Here is a 20,343-nt window from a genome sequence, read left to right as displayed (position 1 = left end):
GGGGAGATCAACCCTGGGCCACCGCACCTTCGACGAAGGCGATAAGACGCGGCAGGCAATGGGTGCGCAGATCGTAGCGATCGAGGATATGGGCACGGGCGGCAGTGCGCATCGGCGCGAACCGCTCGGGGTTTGCCAGCCCCTCGGTCAGCGCGCGCGACCAGCCGGGGATGTCGAAGAAATCCACCAGCCGCCCGGTCTGGCCATCGGTGATCAGCTCGCGCACGGGCGCGGTGTCGGAGGCCACGACCGCGCAGCCCGCCGCCATCGATTCCATCAGCGACCAGCTTAGCACAAAGGGATAGGTCAGATAGGCATGGGTGCGGCTGACATGGAGCATGTCGATATAATCGGCATAGGGAATACGGCCGAGGAAATGCACGCGGCTGAGATCGAGACGGTCGCGCACCTCGTCGAGGAATTTCTGCTTCCAGCTTGCCGCGTCCTTCGGTGGGCCACCATAGCTCTGGCCTTCCTCGCCCACGATCAGCACATGGGCGTCGGGCCGTGCAGCCAGCACATCGGGCAGCGCGCGCATGAAGGAGTGATAGCCGCGATAGGGTTCGAGCGAGCGGTTCACGAAGGTCAGCACCTCGTCGCCGGGGCGGAAGGTGAGCGTGGTCTCTGGCACGGAAAACCGCGCCTCGGGGTTCGGCGCGAGACGCGCGCAATCGATCCCGTCATGGCAGACCGTCAGCTTGGCGCGCAACTCGGGCGGGAAGGTCGCGGCCTGAAACTCGGTCGGCGAGAGCCCCGCATCGGCCTGCACCATCGCCTGGATCAGATGCGCCGAGCGCGCGGTGGTCGAGATCCGGCTCTCGAGTCCGGGATGCTGGAACTCGGCGTCGAAATCCGTGTCCATCCCGGTCGTGCGATACATCAGTTCGGCATAGATCAGCAGCTTCGCCTCGGGCCAGACCTCGCGCAGGAACAGCGTCTCGCCCCAGCCGGAATGGCCGAAGATCACGTCCGGCACGAAGCCATGCTTGTCGCGCAGTTGTCGCGCGGCGAAGGCCACGCGCGCGCCGCGCTGCGCGCTCTCGGCATAAAGGCGCGTGAGGCGCGAGGAGAGCTTCACCTCCTCGGGCTTGCGGTATTTCATCACCTTCACCGGCGAAGGGCGCTGGTTCGTCTCGACCGTCAGGGCCAGAACGTCATGGCCGCGCGCAGCCAGCGCCGGGGCGAGATGCACGAACTGGGCCGGAAAGTTCTGATGGACGAAGAGGATCTTCATGCGGTCTCGGGTTCGAGCGCGCTCTTGCCGAGGGCCGCGGCCATGAGCTGTCGGGTATAGGCGGTCTGCGGGTTGGCAAAGACCTCGGATGCATTGCCCGCTTCGACCACATCGCCGCGCTTCATCACCATCACCTTGTGGCTGAGCGCGCGCACCACCCGCAGATCATGACTGATGAAGAGATAGGCGAGCCCGTGGCGCTTCTGCAGGTCGCGCAGAAGGTTCACGATCTGCACCTGCACCGTCATGTCGAGCGCCGATGTGGGCTCGTCCAGAACCACCACCTTGGGCCGCAGGATCATCGCGCGGGCGATGGCGATGCGCTGGCGCTGACCGCCCGAGAACTCGTGTGGGTAGCGCTCCATCATCGCCGGATCGAGCCCGGTTTCCTCCATGATCTCGGCCACCATCTCGCGCCGGTTGCGGCCCGGATCGACGCCGTGGACGGTCAGGCCTTCGCCGATGATCTGCTCCACCGTCATGCGCGGCGAGAGCGAGCCGAACGGGTCCTGGAACACGATCTGCATGTCGCGGCGCAGCGCACGCAGCTGGCGCGCCTGCCATTGCGAGATGTCCTCGTTTTCGTAGATGATCGGCCCTTCGGAGGCGATCAGCCGCATGATCGCGAGCGCGAGCGTGGTCTTGCCCGACCCGGATTCCCCGACGATGCCAAGCGTCTCGCCCGCGCGCACCGACAGAGAGGCGTCATTGACCGCCTTCACATGGCCGATGGTCTTGCGCAGAAGCCCGCGCTGGATCGGGAACCAAATCTTCAGATGCTCGGTGCGGACCAGTTCGGGCGCGTTCTCGGGCACCGGTTCGGCCATGCCGGTCGGCTCGGCCTCCAGAAGTTTGCGCGTATAGGGGTGCTGCGGATTGGCAAAGATATCCTCGGTCTTGCCCTGCTCCACGATCTCGCCATTCTGCATCACACAGACCCGATCCGCGATGCGGCGCACCACGCCGAGGTCGTGCGAGATGAACAGCAGGCTCATGCCCATGTCGCGTTTCAGATCGGCCAGAAGTTCAAGGATCTGCGCCTGGATCGTCACGTCGAGCGCGGTCGTGGGCTCGTCCGCGATCAGCAGATCGGGCCCGTTCGCGAGCGCCATGGCGATCATCACGCGCTGGCGCTGCCCGCCCGAAAGCTGGTGCGGATAGTCCTGCAAACGGTCCGCCGGGTTCTGGATACCGACCTTGTCGAGCAGCTCGATGATACGCTTTTTCGCCTCCTCGCCACGCACGCCCTGATGCAGCGCGAGGCTTTCGCCGATCTGCTTTTCCAGCGTGTGGAGCGGGTTCAGCGAGGTCATCGGCTCCTGGAAGATGAAGCTGATATCGTTGCCGCGCACCGCCATCAGATCGCGTTCCGAGGCGCCGATCATCTCGCGCCCCTCGTAGCGGATCGAGCCTTCGAGCTTCGCATTGCCGCCCACCAGAGCCACGGTCGACAGCGCCGTCACCGATTTTCCCGAGCCAGACTCGCCCACCAGCGCGACGGTCTCGCCCGCGTTCACGGTGAAGCTCACGCCCTTCACGGCCGGGGTGTATTTGCCCTCCGAGCGGAAGGAGACCTTCAGGTTTTCGACCTCGAGAACCGGTTTCATCGGAACACCTTTCTGGGGTCGAACGCGTCGCGGATGCCCTCGAAGACGAAGACCAGAAGCGAGAGCATGATGGCGAAGGTGAAGAAGGCCGAGAAGGCGAGCCACGGCGCCTGCAGGTGCTGTTTGCCCTGCAACGCCAGCTCACCGAGGCTGGGCGCGGAAGACGGCAGCCCGTAGCCCAGATAGTCGAGCGAGGCGAGCGCCCCGATCGCGCCGGTGATGACGAAAGGCAGCATCGTCAGGGTCGCCACCATCGCGTTGGGCAGGATGTGGCGGAACATGATCACCCGGTCGGACACACCCAAGGCACGCGCCGCGCGGACATATTCGAAATTGCGCGCGCGCAGGAACTCGGCGCGCACCACGCCCACCAGCGCGGGCCAACCGAAGAGGATCGAGACCATCACCAGAAGCCAGAAGCTGCGCCCGAGGATCGCGAAGAGAATGATGATCACATAGAGCGACGGCGTGGAGGACCAGATCTCGAGGATACGCTGGAAGATCAGGTCCGTCTTGCCACCGAAATAGCCCTGTACGGCACCCGCCGCGATCCCGATCACCGAGCCGATCCCAGTCACGATCAGCGCGAAGAGAACCGAGGTGCGGAAGCCGTAGATCACGCGAGCCAGCACGTCGCGCGCGGTGTCATCCGTGCCCAACCAGTGATCGGCATCGGGCGCCGACGGCGCGGTGCCCACATCGTTGATCGTGTTGTAGCTATAGGGGATCGGCGGCCAGAGCATCCAGCCCTTGTCGATTGTCTCCCCGTCGATCTCTCCCGTTTTCAGCGCCTCTTTGGCCAAAGCCTGCGGATCGTCGGCATCGAAACAGGTCTCGTTCCCGCCGGTCTCGATCAGGCATTGCACGACCGGGTCGCGATAGATCGCCTCGGTGCGAAAATCGCCGCCGAAGGCGGTCTCGGGGTAGAACTTGTAGATCGGGAAATAGAGCTCGCCGCGGTAGCTGACGACGATCGGTTTGTCGTTCGCGATGAACTCCGCGAACATCGAGGCGACGAATAGGACCGAGAAGATGATCGCCGACCAGAAGGCACGCTTGTTGGTCTTGAAGTTGCGCCAGCGGCGTTGGTTGAGAGGAGAAAGCGCCATCAGCCCGCCCTCTTCTCGAAGTCGATGCGGGGATCGACGAAGACATACATCATGTCGGACAGGATATTCACCACGAGCGAGATCAGCCCGAACATGTAGAGCGTGCCGAAGATCACCGGATAGTCGCGTTCCACCGCCGCCTGGAAGCCCAGCAGGCCCAGCCCGTCGAGCGAGAAGATCGTCTCCACGATGATCGACGCGCCGAAGAAGATGCCGAGAAACTGCGCCGGGAAGCCCGCGATCACGATCAGCATCGCGTTGCGGAAGACATGGCCGTAAAGCACCTTCTTCTCGGCCAGCCCCTTCGCGCGGGCGGTCATCACATATTGCTTGTTGATCTCATCGAGGAAGGAGTTCTTCGTCAGCAACGTCATCGTGGCAAAGCTCGCGATCGTCGTCGCCGTGACCGGCAGCGCGATATGCCAGAGGTAATCGAGCGCCTTGCCCACCATCGTGAGCTGGTCGAAATCATCCGATGTCAGGCCCCTGAGCGGGAAGATCTTGAAGTAGCTGCCGCCCGCGAAGAGCACCATCAGCATCACCGCGAACAGAAAACCGGGGATCGCATAGCCCACGATGATCGCGCCGGAGGTCCAGGTATCAAACGGCGTGCCGTCGCGCACCGCTTTGCGGATGCCGAGCGGGATCGAGATGATATAGGCGAGGATCGTCGACCACAGCCCCAGCGTGATCGAGACCGGCATCTTGTCGAGCACGAGGTTCACAACGCTTTCATTGCGAAAGAAGCTCGTACCGAAATCGAAGGTCAGATAGCCCTTCATCATGATCGCGAAGCGCTCCCAGGCCGGGATCTTCTCCTTGTGGCATGCCGGGTCTTTAAGATCGGGCGTGCCGGTGAAACCGTCGTCGCAGACGATCCGTGCAAAGCCCATTTGCACTTCGAGCTGGTTGAGCAGCTCGGGCGAGATCCCGCGCGCGCCCTGATAGCCGCTATCCTCGACACCGCCCTGGTTCTGCGTGCCCGCATCCCCGCCGCCCGAGATGTTGCGCATCGAATCCGCCTCGCCCTGCACGCGGGCGATGACCTGTTCGATCGGCCCGCCGGGGACGAATTGCGTCAGCGTGAAGTTGATGATCATGATCCCCAGCAGCGTGGGGATCACCATCAGCAATCGCCGCAGGATATAGGCGCCCATGTCCGGCCCTCTGCTCGTTTATCGGCGGGCGCTCAGAGTGCCCCGCTCGCTTTCAGTTTCTTGGCCTTTTCGGCGTCATACCACCAGAAATCCAGCTCTCCCAGAGAGAAGGGCGGCAGGGTCTTCGGGTGATCATACATGTCGTAATAGGCGACCGTATAGGTGGGTTTGAACCATTGCGGCACCCAGAAGCGCAAGCTGCGCAAGGCACGGTCGAGCGCATGGACGCGCGGCAGCAGCTCCTCTTGGGTCTTCGCCTCCTCGACGACACGGATCAGCTTGTCGATGGCCGGGTTCTTCAGCCCCATCGCGTTGAACACGTCATCGGTCGAACCCGAGCCGAAATATTGCTGCAGATCCGAGCCGGGAATGTAGTCCTGCCCCAGATGGGTGGTGATCATGTCGAAGTCGTGGCTGCGGCGACGGTTTTCATACTGGCTGTCGTCAACGCGCTCCATCTTCGCGTCGATGCCGAGCGCGCGCAGGTTCTGGACATAGGGGTTGATGACCCGGTCGAAGGTCTGGCTGTCATTGAGGATCGAAACGGTGAGGGTCTCGCCCTGCGCATTGCGCCGCATCCCGTCATCGCCCACGATCCAGCCAGCCTCTTCGAGAAGGGCGGCAGCCTTGCGCATGTTCTTGCGATCGAGCTGGCGCTTGCCCGAAACCGGCTGGATCACGGCGTCCTCGGTCAGGATGCCCTCGGGCAGATCCTTGGCGAGCGGCTCGAGGATCTTGACCTCCTCAGGCGAAGGCTTGCCCTGCGCCTGGAGCTTGGAGTTTTCCCAGATGCTCTCGACCCGGTCATAAAGGCCGTAGAATAGAGTCTCGTTCGACCATTCGAAATTGAACATCAGCCCCAGCGCCTCGCGCACACGGATGTCTTCGAATTTCGCTCGGCGCAGGTTGATCGCGAAGCCCTGGCCCGAGGCGATATTGCCATTGGGCAACTCCGCCTTGATGATTTCCCCCGTTTGCATCGCGGGGAAGTCGTAGCCCGTCGCCCAGATGATCGAGCTCGCCTCGTTGCGGAAGGTATAGGTACCCGACTTGAACCCCTCGAACGCGGATTGATAATCTCCGAAATACTCGATGCGGATCTTGTCGAAATTGGACCGCCCCTTGTTGATCGGCAGATCGCGGCCCCAATAGTTCGGATTGCGCTTCCATGTGATCGAGCGGTTGTCCTTCACGCTGTCGAACATGTAGGGGGCCGAGCCGATGAAGGGCACGTCCGAGGTCTGCGACAGGTCGATCTTGTCGCGCTCGAACTGCGCCTTTGAGAAAACCGGGAGCGTCGCAACCGACTGGATGATGTCGCGGCGCGGATAATCAGGCTGGAATTCGAAGCGCACATGTTTGTCGTCGATCGCCTCAGCCGATTTGACCTGCTGGGCGATCACCGCGCGGAACGAGCTCAGCCCCTTGTCGCGGAGTTGCTCATAGGAAAAGACCACGTCCTGCGCAGTCAGCGGCGAGCCGTCGGAAAAGGTGATGCCGTCGCGAAGGGTGAAGACCACCCAATCCTTCGACTTGGGATATTCGAGGCTTTCGCAGAGCAGGCAGTAAAGCTCGCCCACCGTGTCGGCCGTGCCTTCCATCAGAGATTCCAGCGGAGCCGAAGACAGTGCCGCGGCGCGCCCCTGGATCGAATAGGGGTTGTAATTGTCGAAGCCCCCCGGCGCCCATTCGGAGATTTCGCCTCCCTTGGGAGCATCCGGATTGACGTAATCGAGATGGGCGAAATCGGCCGGATATTTCAACGAGCCCAATGTCGCGATGCCATAGGAAGTGACCGTATCGCCCGCCGCATCCTGCGCATGTGCGCCAAAGGCCAGCGCCGCCCAGATCATCCCCGCCGCGATCAGCCCGCCCAGGGCACGCGGCCCCTGATGCAGCCAGTTTGCCCCGATCGTCCTGCTCGCCACGCGCGTCTCACCCATGCACACCTGCTCCCTGATCCAAACCGCTTGTCGCTCGCCCAAGCTAAAAGCCTATGGCCCCGTCCGGCAAGTTACGAATCTGTAAAGGGGCGCGCGGAAATGTGAAAGGGCCGCCCCGAGGGACGGCCCTTTATCTGCCGATGCAGGCGCGCTCAGTTCGAGTGCTCTTGCAGATAGGCGATCACATCGTTGCGGTCTTCGGGCTTTTTCAGACCGGCGAAGGACATCTTGTTGCCCGGGATGTAATCTTTCGGGTTCGCGAGCCAGTCATTGAGCGCTTCAAGCGTCCACTCGCCGCCATGTGCCTTCATCGCGTCCGAATAACCGAAGCCGTCGACCGAGGCGACCGCGCGATTGACCACACCATCGAGATGCGGGCCAACGCCGTTCTTGCCTTCGAGGCTGTGGCAGGCCTTGCACTTGCCGAAGATCTTCGCGCCCTTGGCCGCGTCCCCATCGCCGAGAACGACCATGGTTTCTGCCTCGGGCTCGGCAGCAGCGCCGTCGCCCTCAGCCGCGGCCAGCAGGTCGCCCGGTGCTGCGGACATCATGTCGGCCTGCTCATGTTCGCCGCCCGAGTGATCCTGGCTTTCGCCCACCGTGTAGAGCGCGCTCGAGGCCCAGGCCATGAGAAGGAAGAACAGAAAGCTGCCGAGAAGCGCACCGGCTGCCTTCGTGAGGGTCATGGTGTTGAACATGTCTCGTCCCTAGATATGCGTCGTCGTCCCGCGCATCTATCCGCACGGACCCTTTCAGATCAAGGGAACTTTACCGGATGTGAACGGAATTCCCAAGTCCCGTTGCGGTGACGCCGCGTGAGCACCGTGCGCCCCTGCCCTCTTCCCTTCGCCCCCCTCACGGGCTAGGCAGGCGCATCAGGATCGATGGCCGGAGGACGAAGCGATGAGCGGAACGAGTCAGACAGGGCGCACGGGCCGCATCGCCTTCCAGGGCGAGCCGGGCGCCTATTCGCATCAGGCCTGCCGCGACGCGCGTCCCGGCCTCGAGGCCGTTCCCTGCCGCACCTTCGAGGATGTCATCGACACGGTAAAACGCGGCGAGGCCGATCTCGCGATGCTGCCGGTCGAAAATTCGACCTATGGCCGGGTGGCCGACATCCATTACCTGCTGCCCGAGTCCGGGCTGCATATCATCGACGAAGCCTTCGTGCGCGTGCATATCAACCTGCTCGCAGTGCCCGGTGCGCAGATGAGCGACATCAAGCAGGCGATGAGCCATACGGTGCTGCTCGGCCAGTGCCGCGGCTTCCTGACCGAACATGGCATTCACCGCATCACCGGGGCCGACACCGCGGGGTCCGCGAAGATCGTCGCCGAGAAAGGCGACAAGGCGACCGCCGCGCTCGCCTCGGAACTGGCGGGCGAGATCTACGGTCTCGACGTGCTCGCGCGGCATATCGAGGACCACTCGCGCAACACGACGCGCTTTCTCATCATGGCGCGCGAGCCCGACCAGACGCGGCGCGCCGACAAGATGATGACCACCTTCGTCTTCCGCGTGCGCAACATTCCGGCCGCGCTTTACAAGGCGATGGGAGGCTTCGCGACCAACGGCGTGAACATGACCAAGCTCGAAAGCTACATGGTGGGCGGCAATTTCACCGCGACGCAATTCTATGCCGATGTCGAGGGCCATCCCGACGATCCGGCGCTGAAACGCGCGCTCGAGGAGCTGGACTATTTCACCAGCTATCTCGAGATCCTCGGGGTCTACCCGGCCGATTCGCGTCGCGAGGACTGATCGGGCGGCGGCGCTCCCGGCTCAGGCCGTCTTCTCGGCCTGACGCTCGATATCCTCGGCGAAAAGATCGACCCGTTCCTTGAAACGACGCTCAAGATTGCCCTTGCCGAGCTTCGCCGACTGAACCATCAGCCGCGCGCCGAGCGTGCGCGGCGTGACCTCAAGCCCCACCTGAAGCCGCGTGCGGTTTTTCGACAGCTCGGTCAGCACGCATTCGAGAGCCGCCTCGAAACTCTTGGACGCCCCGGCATATTCGATCAATTCGGAAACCTCATAGCGGCGGATATCGGTAATGAGCTGGCGCTGCTTGCCGCGAAACCGAAAGCCGATATCCCAGGACATGCCCGCGCCGGGCTCAGACAGCGCATCGAGCCGCTTGAGCGTGATGCCGCGCCGCAGGGCCACCCGCTCGAAAGACCCGAAATCCGCGAGACGCTCGAAGACGAACTCCGCAGGCGCTGCGATATCGGTGCGGGTCGAGAATTTCATCGGCGGGCTCCTTGCGCGTCAGGTCCGAGGGGGTCCCTCGGGCGGCAAAGTGGCGTCAATCGAGCCGGTCCGCAAGCCACTCCCGCATCAGCCAGCCCGCGATCGCCCCCGGGCGCGGCGGGCTGATCTCGGGATCGCGCCCGGCCAGCACGCCCAAAAGCCGTTCGCGCGAGATCCAGCGCGCATCGGCGATCTCGACCGGGTCGATGGTGATCTCGGAACTGGTGGCAATCCCGTGACAGCCCAGCATCAGCGAGGCCGGGAAGGGCCAGGGTTGCGAGGCGACGAACCGCACCGGACCGACCTGCACACCGGCCTCCTCGAAGACCTCGCGGCGCACCGCCGCCTCAAAGGTCTCACCGGGCTCCATGAACCCTGCCAGCGCCGAATACATCGTCTCGGGCCAATGCGGGCCGCGCCCCAGAAGCACCTCGTTGCCGCGGGTGATCAGCATGATCACAACCGGGTCGGTCCGGGGAAAATGCGGGCGCTCGCAATCCGGACAGCGCCGCTGCCAGCCAGCCTGCTCGGGAACGCTCTCGGTGCCGCAGAAGGAACAGAAACGATGCGAACGGTGCCATTCGAGCATCGCCCGAGCGGTCGCGGCGATCTCTGCCTCGGCAGGGGTAAGCAGCCCCATCCGGCCGCGCAGCTCGGCGAAGACGACGCCTTCGGGCAGATCCGGATGGCGCTGCTCGCTCGCATCGAAAAAGGCCGCGCCGTCGGGGCGGTCCCCCTCGGGCTCAAAGGCGGAAAGGTCTCGGGCGAAAATCGCGCGGCCTTCGGAAAGCCCCACGAACAGCTCGAGCCCCGCGATCTCGGCAAGCACAGGATGGGCGCAGGGCAGCAGATGCAAGCCCGCCGCATCGAACAGCGGGCGCCCGCGCCAGAGGCTGATAACGCGCGATTGCGGATCCGCACGCAACGCCGCCAGCGCCTCGGCATCGCCGCGCAAATGGGCGGACCGATCGAGCGCCGTCTGAGGATCGACAAAGGCCAGCCCACTGAGATCACGCGGTCCGCTCGCAGACGGCACGGCTGAGGCGGCGACAGGGCGGGGATCGGTCATGGGGAGGCTCTCCTTTGCCAAAAGGCTTCTCACAGCGCGCCCCGGGAGACCAGAGCGCAATGGCCCTTCACCCGCCCCGCTCGCGCAAAAGAGAAATTTGGTCGCACCCGTGATTTATCCACTGGCAAAACACATATTTCTACCATAGGTTGAAAATCAGGGGCAAAGCCGGCCCGTTTTGGGCTTGGCGTGATCGCGGAAAACCGCGACAAAGGGATAATGATGGGGCAACGACCTGACCGGGGAACCGGGCAGAATGCTGATCTGCGTTGTGCGACGCTTTCGCTGAGGCTTCTCGAAACGACAGACCTCCACGGTCACGTGCGCGCCTATGATTATTTCACGGACCGCCCCGCTCCCCATCGGGGACTTTCCGCCCTTGCGCTCGAAATTGCGCGGGCCCGCGACGAGGCGCGCAACTGCCTTCTCTTCGATTGCGGTGATTTCCTGCAAGGCACCCCGATCACGCAGATCTGGGGTGAGGGAGATCCTGCGCTTGCCGACGCTCCGAACCCGATGATCGCCGCAATGAATACGGTGGGCTATGATGCGGCGGCACTGGGAAATCACGAGTTCGATTTTGGCCTCGCCCAGCTCGACCGGGCGCTCGCCGAAGCAAATTTTCCGTTTGTCTGCGCCAATCTCGAACGCTCGCCCGAAAGCGAGAGCCCAGCCGCTCGCGGCAAAGTCACCCCTTGGCGGATGATCGAGCGCGAAATGCAGGACGATGCGGGACGGATGCAAAAAATGCGCATCGCCGTGATCGGCCTGCTGCCGCCCCCAACATTGGGCTGGATGCAAAAGCGGTACACCGGCGCGATGGCGACGACCTGCATCGAACAGGCCGCGCGCCACCATCTCGCACAGATCCGCGCGGCGCGTCCCGATCTGGTGATCGCGCTGGCCCATACCGGGATCGCGCCGATCGAACCGGGTAAGCATGACTGCGCCTGTGATTCCGAACATGCCGCGCTTGCCGTGGCGCAGCTTGATGGGATCGACGTGGTGCTTGCCGGCCATGACCACCGTCCTTTTCCCGATCTGGGCCGTCCCGCCACCGCCGGGATCGACCCGATCACCGCCACGCTGGCCGGCAAACCTGCGATCAATGCCGGGGTGGCGGGAACGACACTCGGAGTGCTCGACTTGACGCTCGAACGCCGCGACGGAACCTGGCAGATCACGCGCCACAGCGCCGCACTGCGCCAGGTCCGGAATGGCGAGCCACGGGAATGCGCCGCGATCCTGACTGCAAGCGCCTCTGCCCATGCCGCCACGCTTGCCCATATCCGACGCGAGATCGGCGAAAGCGCCGTGCCGCTGCACAGCTATTTCAGCATGATCTCCCCTGACCGCTGCCTTGCACTCATGGCGCGGGCGGCTTTTTCCCATGCCGCAGAGCGTCTGCGCGGACACCCGCTCGCGGCGCTGCCGCGCCTTGCCGCGGTCTCGACCTTCAAAGCCGGAGGGCTGGGCGGCGCGGGCAATTTCATCGACATCCCCGCGGGCAAACTGCGCGCAAGCCATCTCGATGATCTTTACCTTTTCAACAACGGCATCGGGGCAGTCGAGATCACCGGCGCGGAGCTGCGCGACTGGCTCGAGCAATCGGCTTCGGTCTTCTTCCAGATCACCCCCGGCACGCAAGCGCCTCGCCTGCGCGATCCGGGCTTCGCGAGCTACCAGTTCGACGTGATCTCGGGGCTGCGCTACGAAATCGACCTGAGTCAGCCCCCGCGCTTCGCCCCCGACGGCCGCTGCATCGCGCCCGAAGCCGCGCGAATCCGCACACTGACCCATGCCGGGCGTCCCGTCACGCCAGATGATCGCTTCGTCTTGCTGGGCAATGATTTCCGCCTCTCGGGCGGCAGCGGCTTCCGGCAGCGCGGGCGCCCCATGAACCTCGATCCTGCGCCGGTCCTGATACGCGAGCTTCTCCAAAGCGAGATCCGCGCCGCCAACCCGGTTCTCGACATCGCGCCCGAGCCGATCTGGCGCTTTGCACCGATGCCCGGCACGCAGGTGATCTGCCATACCGGGCCGGGCGCCAAGCCCCATCTGCACGAGCTTGCGACGCATGGCGTGCACGCCACGCCCCTGCCAATCGACTCTGACGGCTTCCTGCCGCTGCGCATCGCGCTCTGACGCCGCAACGCAGCGCCCAATTTTCTTGCATTCGAGAAAAGCGCCGCCCAAAACTTAATCACACAACCGTGAGCCCTCGCTCCGACCCCGTGCCGCGTCCGGTTTCGATTTACCCTCGGGCGCGCGTGGCGAGGATCGGGCTCGACATCCGATCAGACCAGTGAGGAACACCATGCTGCATATCAAACCGGGCCTTCTCGCGGCCCTCGCGTTCGGCCTCTCGGCCACCTTCGCGCAGGCCGAAACCAAGATGCCCTTCGCGCTCGACTGGAAATTCGAAGGCCCCTCGGCGCCCTATTTCCTCGCCGTGGATGAAGGCTTTTACGGCAAGGCCGGGCTCGACGTGGAAATCGCAGAGGGCAAGGGCTCGCTCGATGCGATCCCGAAAGTCGCGACCGGCGCCTATCCGGTGGGCTTTGCCGATATCAACTCGCTGATGAAATTCCTCGACCAGAACCCCGGCGCGCCCGTCACGGCCGTTATGATGGTCTATGACAAGCCGCCCTTCGCGGTGGTGGGCCGCAAATCGCTGGGCATCAACGAGCCCAAGGATCTCGAAGGCAAGGTGCTGGGTGCGCCGCCGCCGGATGGCGCCTGGGCGCAATTCCCGATCTTCGCCAAGGAGACCGGGCTCGACATGGCCAAGATCAAGGTCGAACCCGTCGGCTTCCCGACCCGCGAGCCGATGCTGGCCGAAGGCAAGGTCGATGCAGTCACCGGCTTCTCCTTCTCCTCGACGCTCAACCTCAAGCGCCTCGGCGTGCCGATGGACGACCAGTCGGTGCTGCTGATGGCCGATTACGGCGTGGCGCTCTACGGCAACGCGATCATCGTGAACACCGATTACGCCAAGGCCCATCCCGAAGAGATCACCGGCTTCATCAAAGCCACCGCCGAGGGCTGGAAAGCCGCGATCGCCGATCCGGGTAAGGCCGTGGACTCGCTGCTCAAGCGCAACCCGGCCGCCGACAAGGCGCTGGAGACCGAGCGCCTGCAAATGGCGATCGACGCGAACGTGCTGACCGATTACGTCAAGGCCAACGGCATGGGCGGGATCGACGCGGACCGCATGGCCACCGCGATCGAGCAGACGAAAACCGTCTACGAGTTCCAGAACGCCCCCGACGCGGCCGCCTATTTCGACGGCGAATACTTGCCCGGTGCGGCAGATCTGAAGATCGACTGATCCTTCCTCAAGGGGGCGGGCGACCTCGGGTCTGCCCGCCCTTTTCCCTTTTACGCACCCCCGGCCCCTCATGGAAAATCTCATCGACATTCGCGGCGTGACCCACGCCTACAAGACCAAGCATGGGCCGCTGCCGGTGCTCGACAATCTCGACATCCAGGTGCCGCAGGGCGAGTTCTGCGCCGTCGTCGGCCCCTCGGGCTGCGGCAAGTCCACGCTGACGCGCCTCGTCGCCGGGCTGATGAAACCCGATCAGGGCGAGGTCTGGCTACATGGCGAGAAGGTCACCTCCCCGCGCAAGACCGTGGGCATGGCCTTCCAGAACCCGGTGATGCTGGAATGGCGCTCGATCATCGACAACGTGATCCTGCCGCTCGAGATCGTCGCGCCCTCGATGTCCAAAGCCGAGAAATACGCCCGCGCCGAGCATCTGCTGGAGATGGTCGGCCTGAAGGGCTTCGAGACCAAGCGCCCGTCGGAGCTGTCGGGCGGCATGCGCCAGCGCGCCTCGCTCTGCCGCGCCATCGTGCATAAACCCGATGTGCTGATCATGGACGAACCCTTCGGCGCGCTCGACAATTTCACCCGTGAAGACCTCTGGCAGACGATGCGCGACCTGCGCGCCGCCGAGCCGTTCACCGCCGTGCTGATCACCCATGACCTGCGCGAGAGCGTGTTCCTCGGCGATCAGGTCATCGTGCTCTCGGGTCGCCCCGCCAATACACAATATGTGCTGGACGTGGATCTGCCCGCAGACCGCACGATCGACATTCTTTATGAACCGAAAGCCGTGGACATGCTTCACGTGCTGCGCGACCAGATCCGCATCGCCCAGGGTCGTGACGGGGAGGCGCACTGATGGACTTCAAGAAAATCCTCACGCCGATCCTGTCGATCGTGGCCTTCCTCGCGCTCTGGGAGTTCATCGTCTGGGTGAACGGCTGGCCGAATTACGTCATGGCCTCGCCTTCGGACCTGCCCGCCGCCTATATCCGCTACTGGCATCTGTTCCTGATCGACAGCTGGCAGACGCTCTGGCGCACCGTGGCTGGCCTCGCGATCGCGATCGTCTTCGGGACGTTTCTCGGGATGGTCATGGGTTTTTCCAAGACCGCCCGCGATGCGCTCTACCCGCTGCTCGTGGGCTTCAACGCGGTGCCCAAGGCGACCGTGGTGCCGGTGCTGGCGCTCCTCTTCATCGGCGCGCATGATTTCAACACCGTGCTGATGGCCTTCATGATCTCCTTCTTCCCGATCGCCGTGTCGGTTGGGATCGGTCTGTCCACGCTCGAGCCCGAATATCGCGACATCCTCGGCGCGTTGGGGGCCTCGAAATTCACCATCTTCCGCAAGATCGCCCTGCCGAAAACGCTACCCGAATTCTTCGGCGCGCTGAAAGTCTCGGTGACGCTGGCCTTCATCGGCACCAACCTCGTCGAGATCATCTCGCCCCACGGCAAAGGCCTCGGCGCGCTGTTTCTCTCGGGCCAGACCAACGGGGATTACCCGCTGATGTTTGCGGTGCTCATCGCCTTGGCCTTCCTGGGCATTCTTCTTTATTACGCCGTGGTCGCGCTGGAGAAGATCTTCGCCGGCTGGGCCGAGCGCCAACCGGGCTGAGGGGGCGCTGCCCCCTCTGGCTTCGCCATTCACCCCCGGGATATTTGGAGCAATTGGAAGCGAGACATCCTCTTTCATTCCAACTGCATGATATATCCCGGGGGGCGCGATAGCGCGGGGGCAGCGCCCCCTCCCCGCTCGAAGCCCTCACGACGCTTGCGAATCTGGTTCGGGTTTCCTATATCGCCTCTCGAGAGGTTGGCGCGGGCGAGCGCCTCGCCAACCCGGTCAGGTCCGGAAGGAAGCAGCCGCAACGAGCCCCGCTTGGGTCGCTGTCCAGCCTCTCACCTAAATCCCCCGAAATTGCCGACGCGTCACCTTGCCGGCTTGTGAGCGCCCGCGGCTTCGCTAAGCTGCGCGCCAAATGGGAGGATTTGTCATGTTTCGTATCGCTCTGGCCGTTCTGGCCATTCTGCCCGTGCCGCTTTTCGCGGGCACGCTCACCACGGTCGAGGTCGCGCCGAACACCTATGCCATCGAGGGCCCGTTCGGGCAGCGCGATGCGGAAAACCTCGGCAATAACGCGACCTTCGGGCTGATCGTGACCGACGAGGGCGCGGTGCTGGTTGATGCAGGGGGCTCTTACAAGGGGGCGGCGGCGCTCGATGCGGTGATCGGCACGCTCACCGATCAGCCGGTGAAATACGTCATCGACACCGGCGGACAGGATCACCGCTGGCTCGGCAATGGCTACTGGAAAGAGCACGGGGCCGAGATCATCACCTCGGAAGACGCGCTCGCCGATCAGAAGGCCCGCGCCTCGATGGAGCTGACGATGCTCGACGCGCTGTTGGGTCAGGAGGCGCTTGCAGGGACCGAGCCGGTTTATGCCGGAACCACTTTCGACGAGAGCTATACGCTGACCCTTGGCGGGCGCGAGATCCAGATCACCCACCCCGGCCCGGCCCATACTCCCGGCGACAGTTTCGTCTGGCTGCCCGAAGACAAGGTGATGTTCACCGGCGATATCGTCTTCGTCGGCCGCATCCTCGGCGTGCTCGACATGTCCTCGTCGAAAGGCTGGGTCGAGGCCTTCGAGGCGATGGCCGCGCATGAGCCCGCCCATGTCGTGCCCGGTCATGGCCCCGCCACCGATCTGGCGACCGCCACCCGTGACACTTATGATTACCTGACCAATCTGCGCACCCAGATGACCGACTACATCGACGGCGGCGGCGACATCATCGGCTCGGTCGATGTGGACCAGTCCCAGTTCGAATACCTTCAGGATTTCGACACGCTCGCCAAGCGCAATGCCCAAGCCGTCTTCAGCCAGATGGAATGGGAATGAGCCGGGTGGACGCCGGACGCGCGGGGGCCTAGTCTGGCGCCTGCGCAAGACACCGGAGCCCCGATGACCGACACCCAATACCAGGTTCTCGCCCGCAAATACCGCCCCGCCACCTTTGCCGATCTGATCGGTCAGGAGGCCATGGTGCGCACGCTGAAGAACGCCTTCGCCGCCGACCGGATCGCGCAGGCCTTCATCATGACGGGGATTCGCGGAACGGGCAAAACCACAACGGCGCGGATCATCGCAAAGGGGCTCAATTGCGTGGGGCCCGATGGTCAGGGCAACCCCACGACCGAGCCCTGCCTGCAATGCGAGCATTGCAAGGCCATCGCCGAGGGCCGCCATGTCGACGTGATGGAGATGGACGCCGCCTCGCGCACGGGCGTCGGCGATATCCGCGAGATCATCGAAAGCGTGCATTATCGGGCGGCCTCGGCGCGCTACAAGGTCTATATCATCGACGAGGTTCACATGCTCTCCACGAGCGCGTTCAACGCGCTCCTGAAGACGCTGGAGGAACCGCCCGCCCATGTGAAATTCATCTTCGCCACGACCGAGATCCGCAAGGTTCCGGTCACCGTGCTCAGCCGCTGCCAGCGCTTCGACCTGCGCCGGATCGAGCCCGAGGTGATGATCGACCATCTCAAGCGGATCGCGGAGAAGGAAAACGCGCAGATCGCCCATGACGCGCTGGCGCTGATTACCCGCGCGGCCGAAGGCTCGGTGCGCGATGCGATGTCGCTGCTCGATCAGGCCATTGCCCACGGTGCGGGCGAGACCACGGCCGAGCAGGTCCGCGCGATGCTGGGCCTCGCCGATCGCGGCCGGGTGCTCGATCTCTTCGACATGATCCTGCACGGGCAGGCCGCCGAGGCGCTGACGGAACTGGCCGCGCAATATGCCGACGGGGCCGACCCGATGGCGATCCTGCGCGATCTGGCCGAGATCACGCATTGGGTCTCGGTCATCAAGGTCACGCCCGAGGCCGCCGAGGACCCGACCGTGCCCCCCGAGGAGCGCAATCGCGGTCAGGAGATGGCTGCCGCCCTGCCGATGCGGGTTCTGTCGCGGCTCTGGCAGATGCTCCTGAAGGCGCTGGAAGAGGTCGCGGGCGCGCCCAATGCGATGATGGCGACCGAGATGGCCGTGATCCGCATGACCCATGTGGCCGACCTGCCCGACCCGGAGACGCTGATCAAGAAGATCCAGCAGGGCAGCACGAACACGCAAGCCGCAGGCCGCGGCCCCGCGCCCTCGACCGGTCCGGTGCATGGCGCGACGCTGCGCGCCCGGCGTGCCGGTGGCGGCGCGGTTGCGGCCGCAGCCCCTGCCCCGCAACACGATCCGATGGCCGATGCGCTCGCGCGCTTCGCCAGTTTCGACGACGTGGTCGAGCTGATCGCCCGAATGCGCGACATGACCCTGCTGCTGGAAGTCGAGAGCAACCTGCGCCTCGTCAGCTACCGCCCCGGCCGGATCGAGTTCGAACCGACCCCGCGGGCCTCGCGCGATCTCGCCGCGACCCTCTCGGCGCGGCTGCAAGGCTGGACCGGTGCGCGCTGGGGCGTCTCGGTGGTCTCCGAGGGCGGCGCACCCACCATCGCCGAGGTGAAAGCCGCCGAGATGGCCAAGGCGCAATCCGAGGCGATGGCGAACCCGCTCGTGGCCGCGATCTTCGAGGCCTTCCCGCAGGCCCAGTTCGAGGACATCGCCACCGCCGAGGATCTGGCCGCCGAGATCGAGACCGAGGCGCTGCCCGAGGTCGAGGACGAATGGGACCCGTTCGAGGATAGCTGAGGCTTTGCCCCGGCGTTTTCCCGCCTTCTCCCTTGTCCGCCCGCGCGCCGATGCGTATCTCTGGACCCAAGCCAAACGTGACGGAGTGAGCGATGTTCAAGGGACTGGGCGCCATGGGCGACATGGCCAAGATGATGAAGGCCGCCAAGGAAATGCAGGAGAAGATGGGCCAGCTCCAGGAAGAGCTGAAATCCATCGTGGTCGTCGGCGAGGCCGGGGCCGGTCTCGTGCAGGCGCGCGCCACCGCCAAGGGCGAACTGACGGGCCTCTCCATCGACCCCTCGATCCTGCAGGCCTCGGAAAAGGAAGTGGTGGAGGACCTGATCCTCGCCGCGATCAAGGACACCCAGGCCAAGGCGAAGCTGCGCGAACAGGAAGAGCAAAAGCGCCTCCTGCGCGAGCTCGGCCTGCCCGAGAACATGGACCTGCCGGTCTGAGATGACGGGCGGGCGCGACGAGATCGAGGCGCTGATCGCCCTAATGGCGCGGCTGCCGGGGCTGGGGCCCCGCTCGGCGCGCCGGGCGGTGCTGCACCTGATCTCGAAACGCACCCAGCTGATGGGGCCCTTGGCCGAAGCGATGGCCGGGGTCGCCCGCACGGCGCGTGAATGCGCGCGCTGCGGCAATATCTCGACCGCCCCGATCTGCGAAATCTGCGAGGACCCCAAACGCGCCACCGGCGAGATCTGCGTGATCGAGGATGTGGCCGATCTCTGGGCGATGGAGCGCGGCCACGCCTTCAAGGGCCGCTACCATGTGCTGGGCGGCACGCTCTCCGCGCTCGATGCGATCGGCCCCGAAGACCTGCGCATCCCGGACCTGCTCGAGCGCGTCGCGGCCGAGGGCATCTCGGAAGTGATCCTCGCGCTCAACGCCACCGTTGAGGGCCAGACGACCGCCCATTACATCGCCGAGGCGCTGGAAGGGCGTGGCGTCACCGTCACCAGCCTTGCCCAAGGCGTGCCGATCGGCGGAGAGCTCGACTATCTCGACGACGGCACGATCCAGGCGGCCCTGCGCGCCCGCAAGGCGTTCTGAGCCCCCCTTCTTCTTGATGAAAATATCCCCGCCGGAGGCTCCCGCCCCCACATCCTCGCACTATCGTCAGGCAGGAGCTTGCCGGGTTGCGGCTGCCCACCATTGAACCCGCGCGCGGCCCTCGCTATCAGGGATGAAACCGCAACGAGAGATGAGAGCTTCGAGCCGATGATCCGCCTCTACCACGTCGCCCTCTCCCCGTTCTGCCGCAAGGTCCGCCTGACGCTGGCCGAGAAGAAGCTCGAAGTCGAGCTCGTCGAGGAGCGCTACTGGGAGCAGCAGCCCGATTTCCTGCGCCGCAACCCGGCGGGCAAGGTGCCTGTGCTGAAGATGGATGGGATGGTCATGGCCGAGAGCCAGGCGATCTGCGAATATATCGAGGAAACCCACCCCGAGGCGCCCTTGATGCCGCGCGATCCGGGTGCGCGCTACGAGGTGCGCAGGCTGTGCGCCTGGTTCGACGACAAGTTCAACGACGAGGTTACCGCAAAGGTGATGGGCGAGCGGGTCTGGAAGAAGGTCCGCAAGGAAGGCTATCCCGACAGCAAGACCGTGAAGGCGGGGCTCTCGGCGATCAAGTATCACCTCGACTACATGGGCTGGCTGCTCGATCAGCGCCGCTGGCTCGCGGGCGACGTGATGACGCTCGCCGATTTCGCCGCCGCCGCGCATCTGAGCTGTCTCGACTATATCTCGGATGTGGACTGGAACCGGCAGGAGGCGGTGAAGGACTGGTATGCGAAGATCAAGTCGCGCCCGGCCTTCCGCTCGCTTCTGGCCGACCAGCTGCCCGGCATGCCGCCCGCGCCGCAATATGCGGAGCTAGATTTCTGATCCCGACCGGCTGGGGGTTTTGCACCCCCAGACCCCCGCAGGATATTTGGAGCAATTGGA

At 64.4% G+C, this 20,343-nt stretch carries 18 protein-coding genes and 1 other RNA gene; 11 read left to right on the top strand and 8 right to left on the bottom strand.

Annotated elements, in window-relative coordinates; translation table 11 throughout:
* Positions 1-7: 7 nt before the first annotated feature.
* From TP2_RS00555 to TP2_RS00530, 6 genes are all read right to left on the bottom strand, one after another.
* Positions 8-1,234, bottom strand: a complete 1,227-nt coding sequence (locus TP2_RS00555) for a glycosyltransferase (RefSeq protein ID WP_038072251.1) — start codon at positions 1,232-1,234, stop codon at positions 8-10.
* Positions 1,231-2,841, bottom strand: coding sequence for an ABC transporter ATP-binding protein (locus TP2_RS00550; protein ID WP_038072249.1), 1,611 nt, complete (start codon positions 2,839-2,841; stop codon positions 1,231-1,233). The genes TP2_RS00555 and TP2_RS00550 overlap by 4 nt, the downstream gene beginning before the upstream one ends.
* Positions 2,838-3,950, bottom strand: a complete 1,113-nt coding sequence (locus tag TP2_RS00545; RefSeq protein ID WP_038072247.1) for an ABC transporter permease — start codon at positions 3,948-3,950, stop codon at positions 2,838-2,840. The genes TP2_RS00550 and TP2_RS00545 overlap by 4 nt, the downstream gene beginning before the upstream one ends.
* Positions 3,950-5,107: a microcin C ABC transporter permease YejB gene (locus TP2_RS00540; RefSeq protein WP_038072245.1), complete on the bottom strand. Its 1,158-nt coding sequence runs from the start codon at positions 5,105-5,107 to the stop codon at positions 3,950-3,952. Before TP2_RS00540 ends, TP2_RS00545 begins: the two co-directional genes overlap by 1 nt.
* 32 nt (positions 5,108-5,139) lie before the next feature.
* Positions 5,140-6,960, bottom strand: coding sequence for an extracellular solute-binding protein (locus tag TP2_RS00535; RefSeq protein ID WP_240473697.1), 1,821 nt, complete (start codon positions 6,958-6,960; stop codon positions 5,140-5,142).
* A 242-nt stretch (positions 6,961-7,202) separates the two neighbouring features.
* Complete coding sequence (locus TP2_RS00530) at positions 7,203-7,748, bottom strand: c-type cytochrome (protein WP_038072239.1); 546 nt, start codon at positions 7,746-7,748, stop codon at positions 7,203-7,205.
* 205 nt (positions 7,749-7,953) lie between these two features.
* On the opposite strand from TP2_RS00530, the gene TP2_RS00525 reads away from it, so the two are divergent.
* On the top strand, positions 7,954-8,811 hold the full coding sequence (locus TP2_RS00525) for a prephenate dehydratase (protein WP_038072235.1): 858 nt from the start codon (positions 7,954-7,956) through the stop codon (positions 8,809-8,811).
* A 21-nt stretch (positions 8,812-8,832) separates the two neighbouring features.
* Here the strand turns inward: TP2_RS00525 and TP2_RS00520 are convergent, their stop codons facing one another.
* Positions 8,833-9,300 (bottom strand): SRPBCC family protein, encoded by a 468-nt coding sequence (locus tag TP2_RS00520; protein WP_038072232.1) that lies wholly within the window; start codon positions 9,298-9,300, stop codon positions 8,833-8,835.
* Between the two features lie 55 nt (positions 9,301-9,355).
* The gene (gene nudC / locus TP2_RS00515; protein WP_084713747.1) at positions 9,356-10,369 is read right to left on the bottom strand and encodes an NAD(+) diphosphatase; all 1,014 of its coding nucleotides are present in this window, start codon (positions 10,367-10,369) and stop codon (positions 9,356-9,358) included.
* 222 nt (positions 10,370-10,591) lie between these two features.
* Here nudC and TP2_RS00510 point away from each other — a divergent pair, with 222 nt between their 5' ends.
* The 10 genes from TP2_RS00510 to fzlA all read left to right on the top strand — a co-directional run bounded on the left by TP2_RS00510 (position 10,592) and on the right by fzlA (position 20,283).
* Positions 10,592-12,514, top strand: a complete 1,923-nt coding sequence (locus tag TP2_RS00510; protein ID WP_051692079.1) for a 5'-nucleotidase C-terminal domain-containing protein — start codon at positions 10,592-10,594, stop codon at positions 12,512-12,514.
* Between the two features lie 172 nt (positions 12,515-12,686).
* Positions 12,687-13,700, top strand: a complete 1,014-nt coding sequence (locus TP2_RS00505; RefSeq protein ID WP_038072229.1) for an ABC transporter substrate-binding protein — start codon at positions 12,687-12,689, stop codon at positions 13,698-13,700.
* A 70-nt stretch (positions 13,701-13,770) separates the two neighbouring features.
* Positions 13,771-14,559 (top strand): ABC transporter ATP-binding protein, encoded by a 789-nt coding sequence (locus tag TP2_RS00500; protein ID WP_038072225.1) that lies wholly within the window; start codon positions 13,771-13,773, stop codon positions 14,557-14,559.
* Complete coding sequence (locus TP2_RS00495) at positions 14,559-15,320, top strand: ABC transporter permease (protein WP_038072222.1); 762 nt, start codon at positions 14,559-14,561, stop codon at positions 15,318-15,320. Before TP2_RS00500 ends, TP2_RS00495 begins: the two co-directional genes overlap by 1 nt.
* 192 nt (positions 15,321-15,512) lie before the next feature.
* An RNA gene (ffs, locus tag TP2_RS18160) (signal recognition particle sRNA small type) lies at positions 15,513-15,609 on the top strand.
* A gap of 90 nt (positions 15,610-15,699) precedes the next feature.
* Positions 15,700-16,611, top strand: coding sequence for an MBL fold metallo-hydrolase (locus tag TP2_RS00490; protein WP_051692078.1), 912 nt, complete (start codon positions 15,700-15,702; stop codon positions 16,609-16,611).
* A gap of 63 nt (positions 16,612-16,674) precedes the next feature.
* Positions 16,675-18,411, top strand: coding sequence for a DNA polymerase III subunit gamma/tau (locus tag TP2_RS00485; RefSeq protein WP_038072218.1), 1,737 nt, complete (start codon positions 16,675-16,677; stop codon positions 18,409-18,411).
* Between the two features lie 92 nt (positions 18,412-18,503).
* On the top strand, positions 18,504-18,848 hold the full coding sequence (locus TP2_RS00480; protein ID WP_038072216.1) for a YbaB/EbfC family nucleoid-associated protein: 345 nt from the start codon (positions 18,504-18,506) through the stop codon (positions 18,846-18,848).
* A 1-nt stretch (position 18,849) separates the two neighbouring features.
* Complete coding sequence (gene recR, locus TP2_RS00475; protein WP_038072214.1) at positions 18,850-19,449, top strand: recombination mediator RecR; 600 nt, start codon at positions 18,850-18,852, stop codon at positions 19,447-19,449.
* Between the two features lie 168 nt (positions 19,450-19,617).
* Positions 19,618-20,283, top strand: a complete 666-nt coding sequence (gene fzlA, locus TP2_RS00470; protein WP_038072212.1) for an FtsZ-binding protein FzlA — start codon at positions 19,618-19,620, stop codon at positions 20,281-20,283.
* Positions 20,284-20,343: the final 60 nt, after the last annotated feature.

The organism is Thioclava pacifica DSM 10166 (genome assembly GCF_000714535.1).
Lineage (GTDB): Bacteria > Pseudomonadota > Alphaproteobacteria > Rhodobacterales > Rhodobacteraceae > Thioclava > Thioclava pacifica.
The sequence above is the reverse complement of the archived record's forward strand: the minus strand, read 5'-3'. Positions and strand labels throughout refer to the sequence as shown.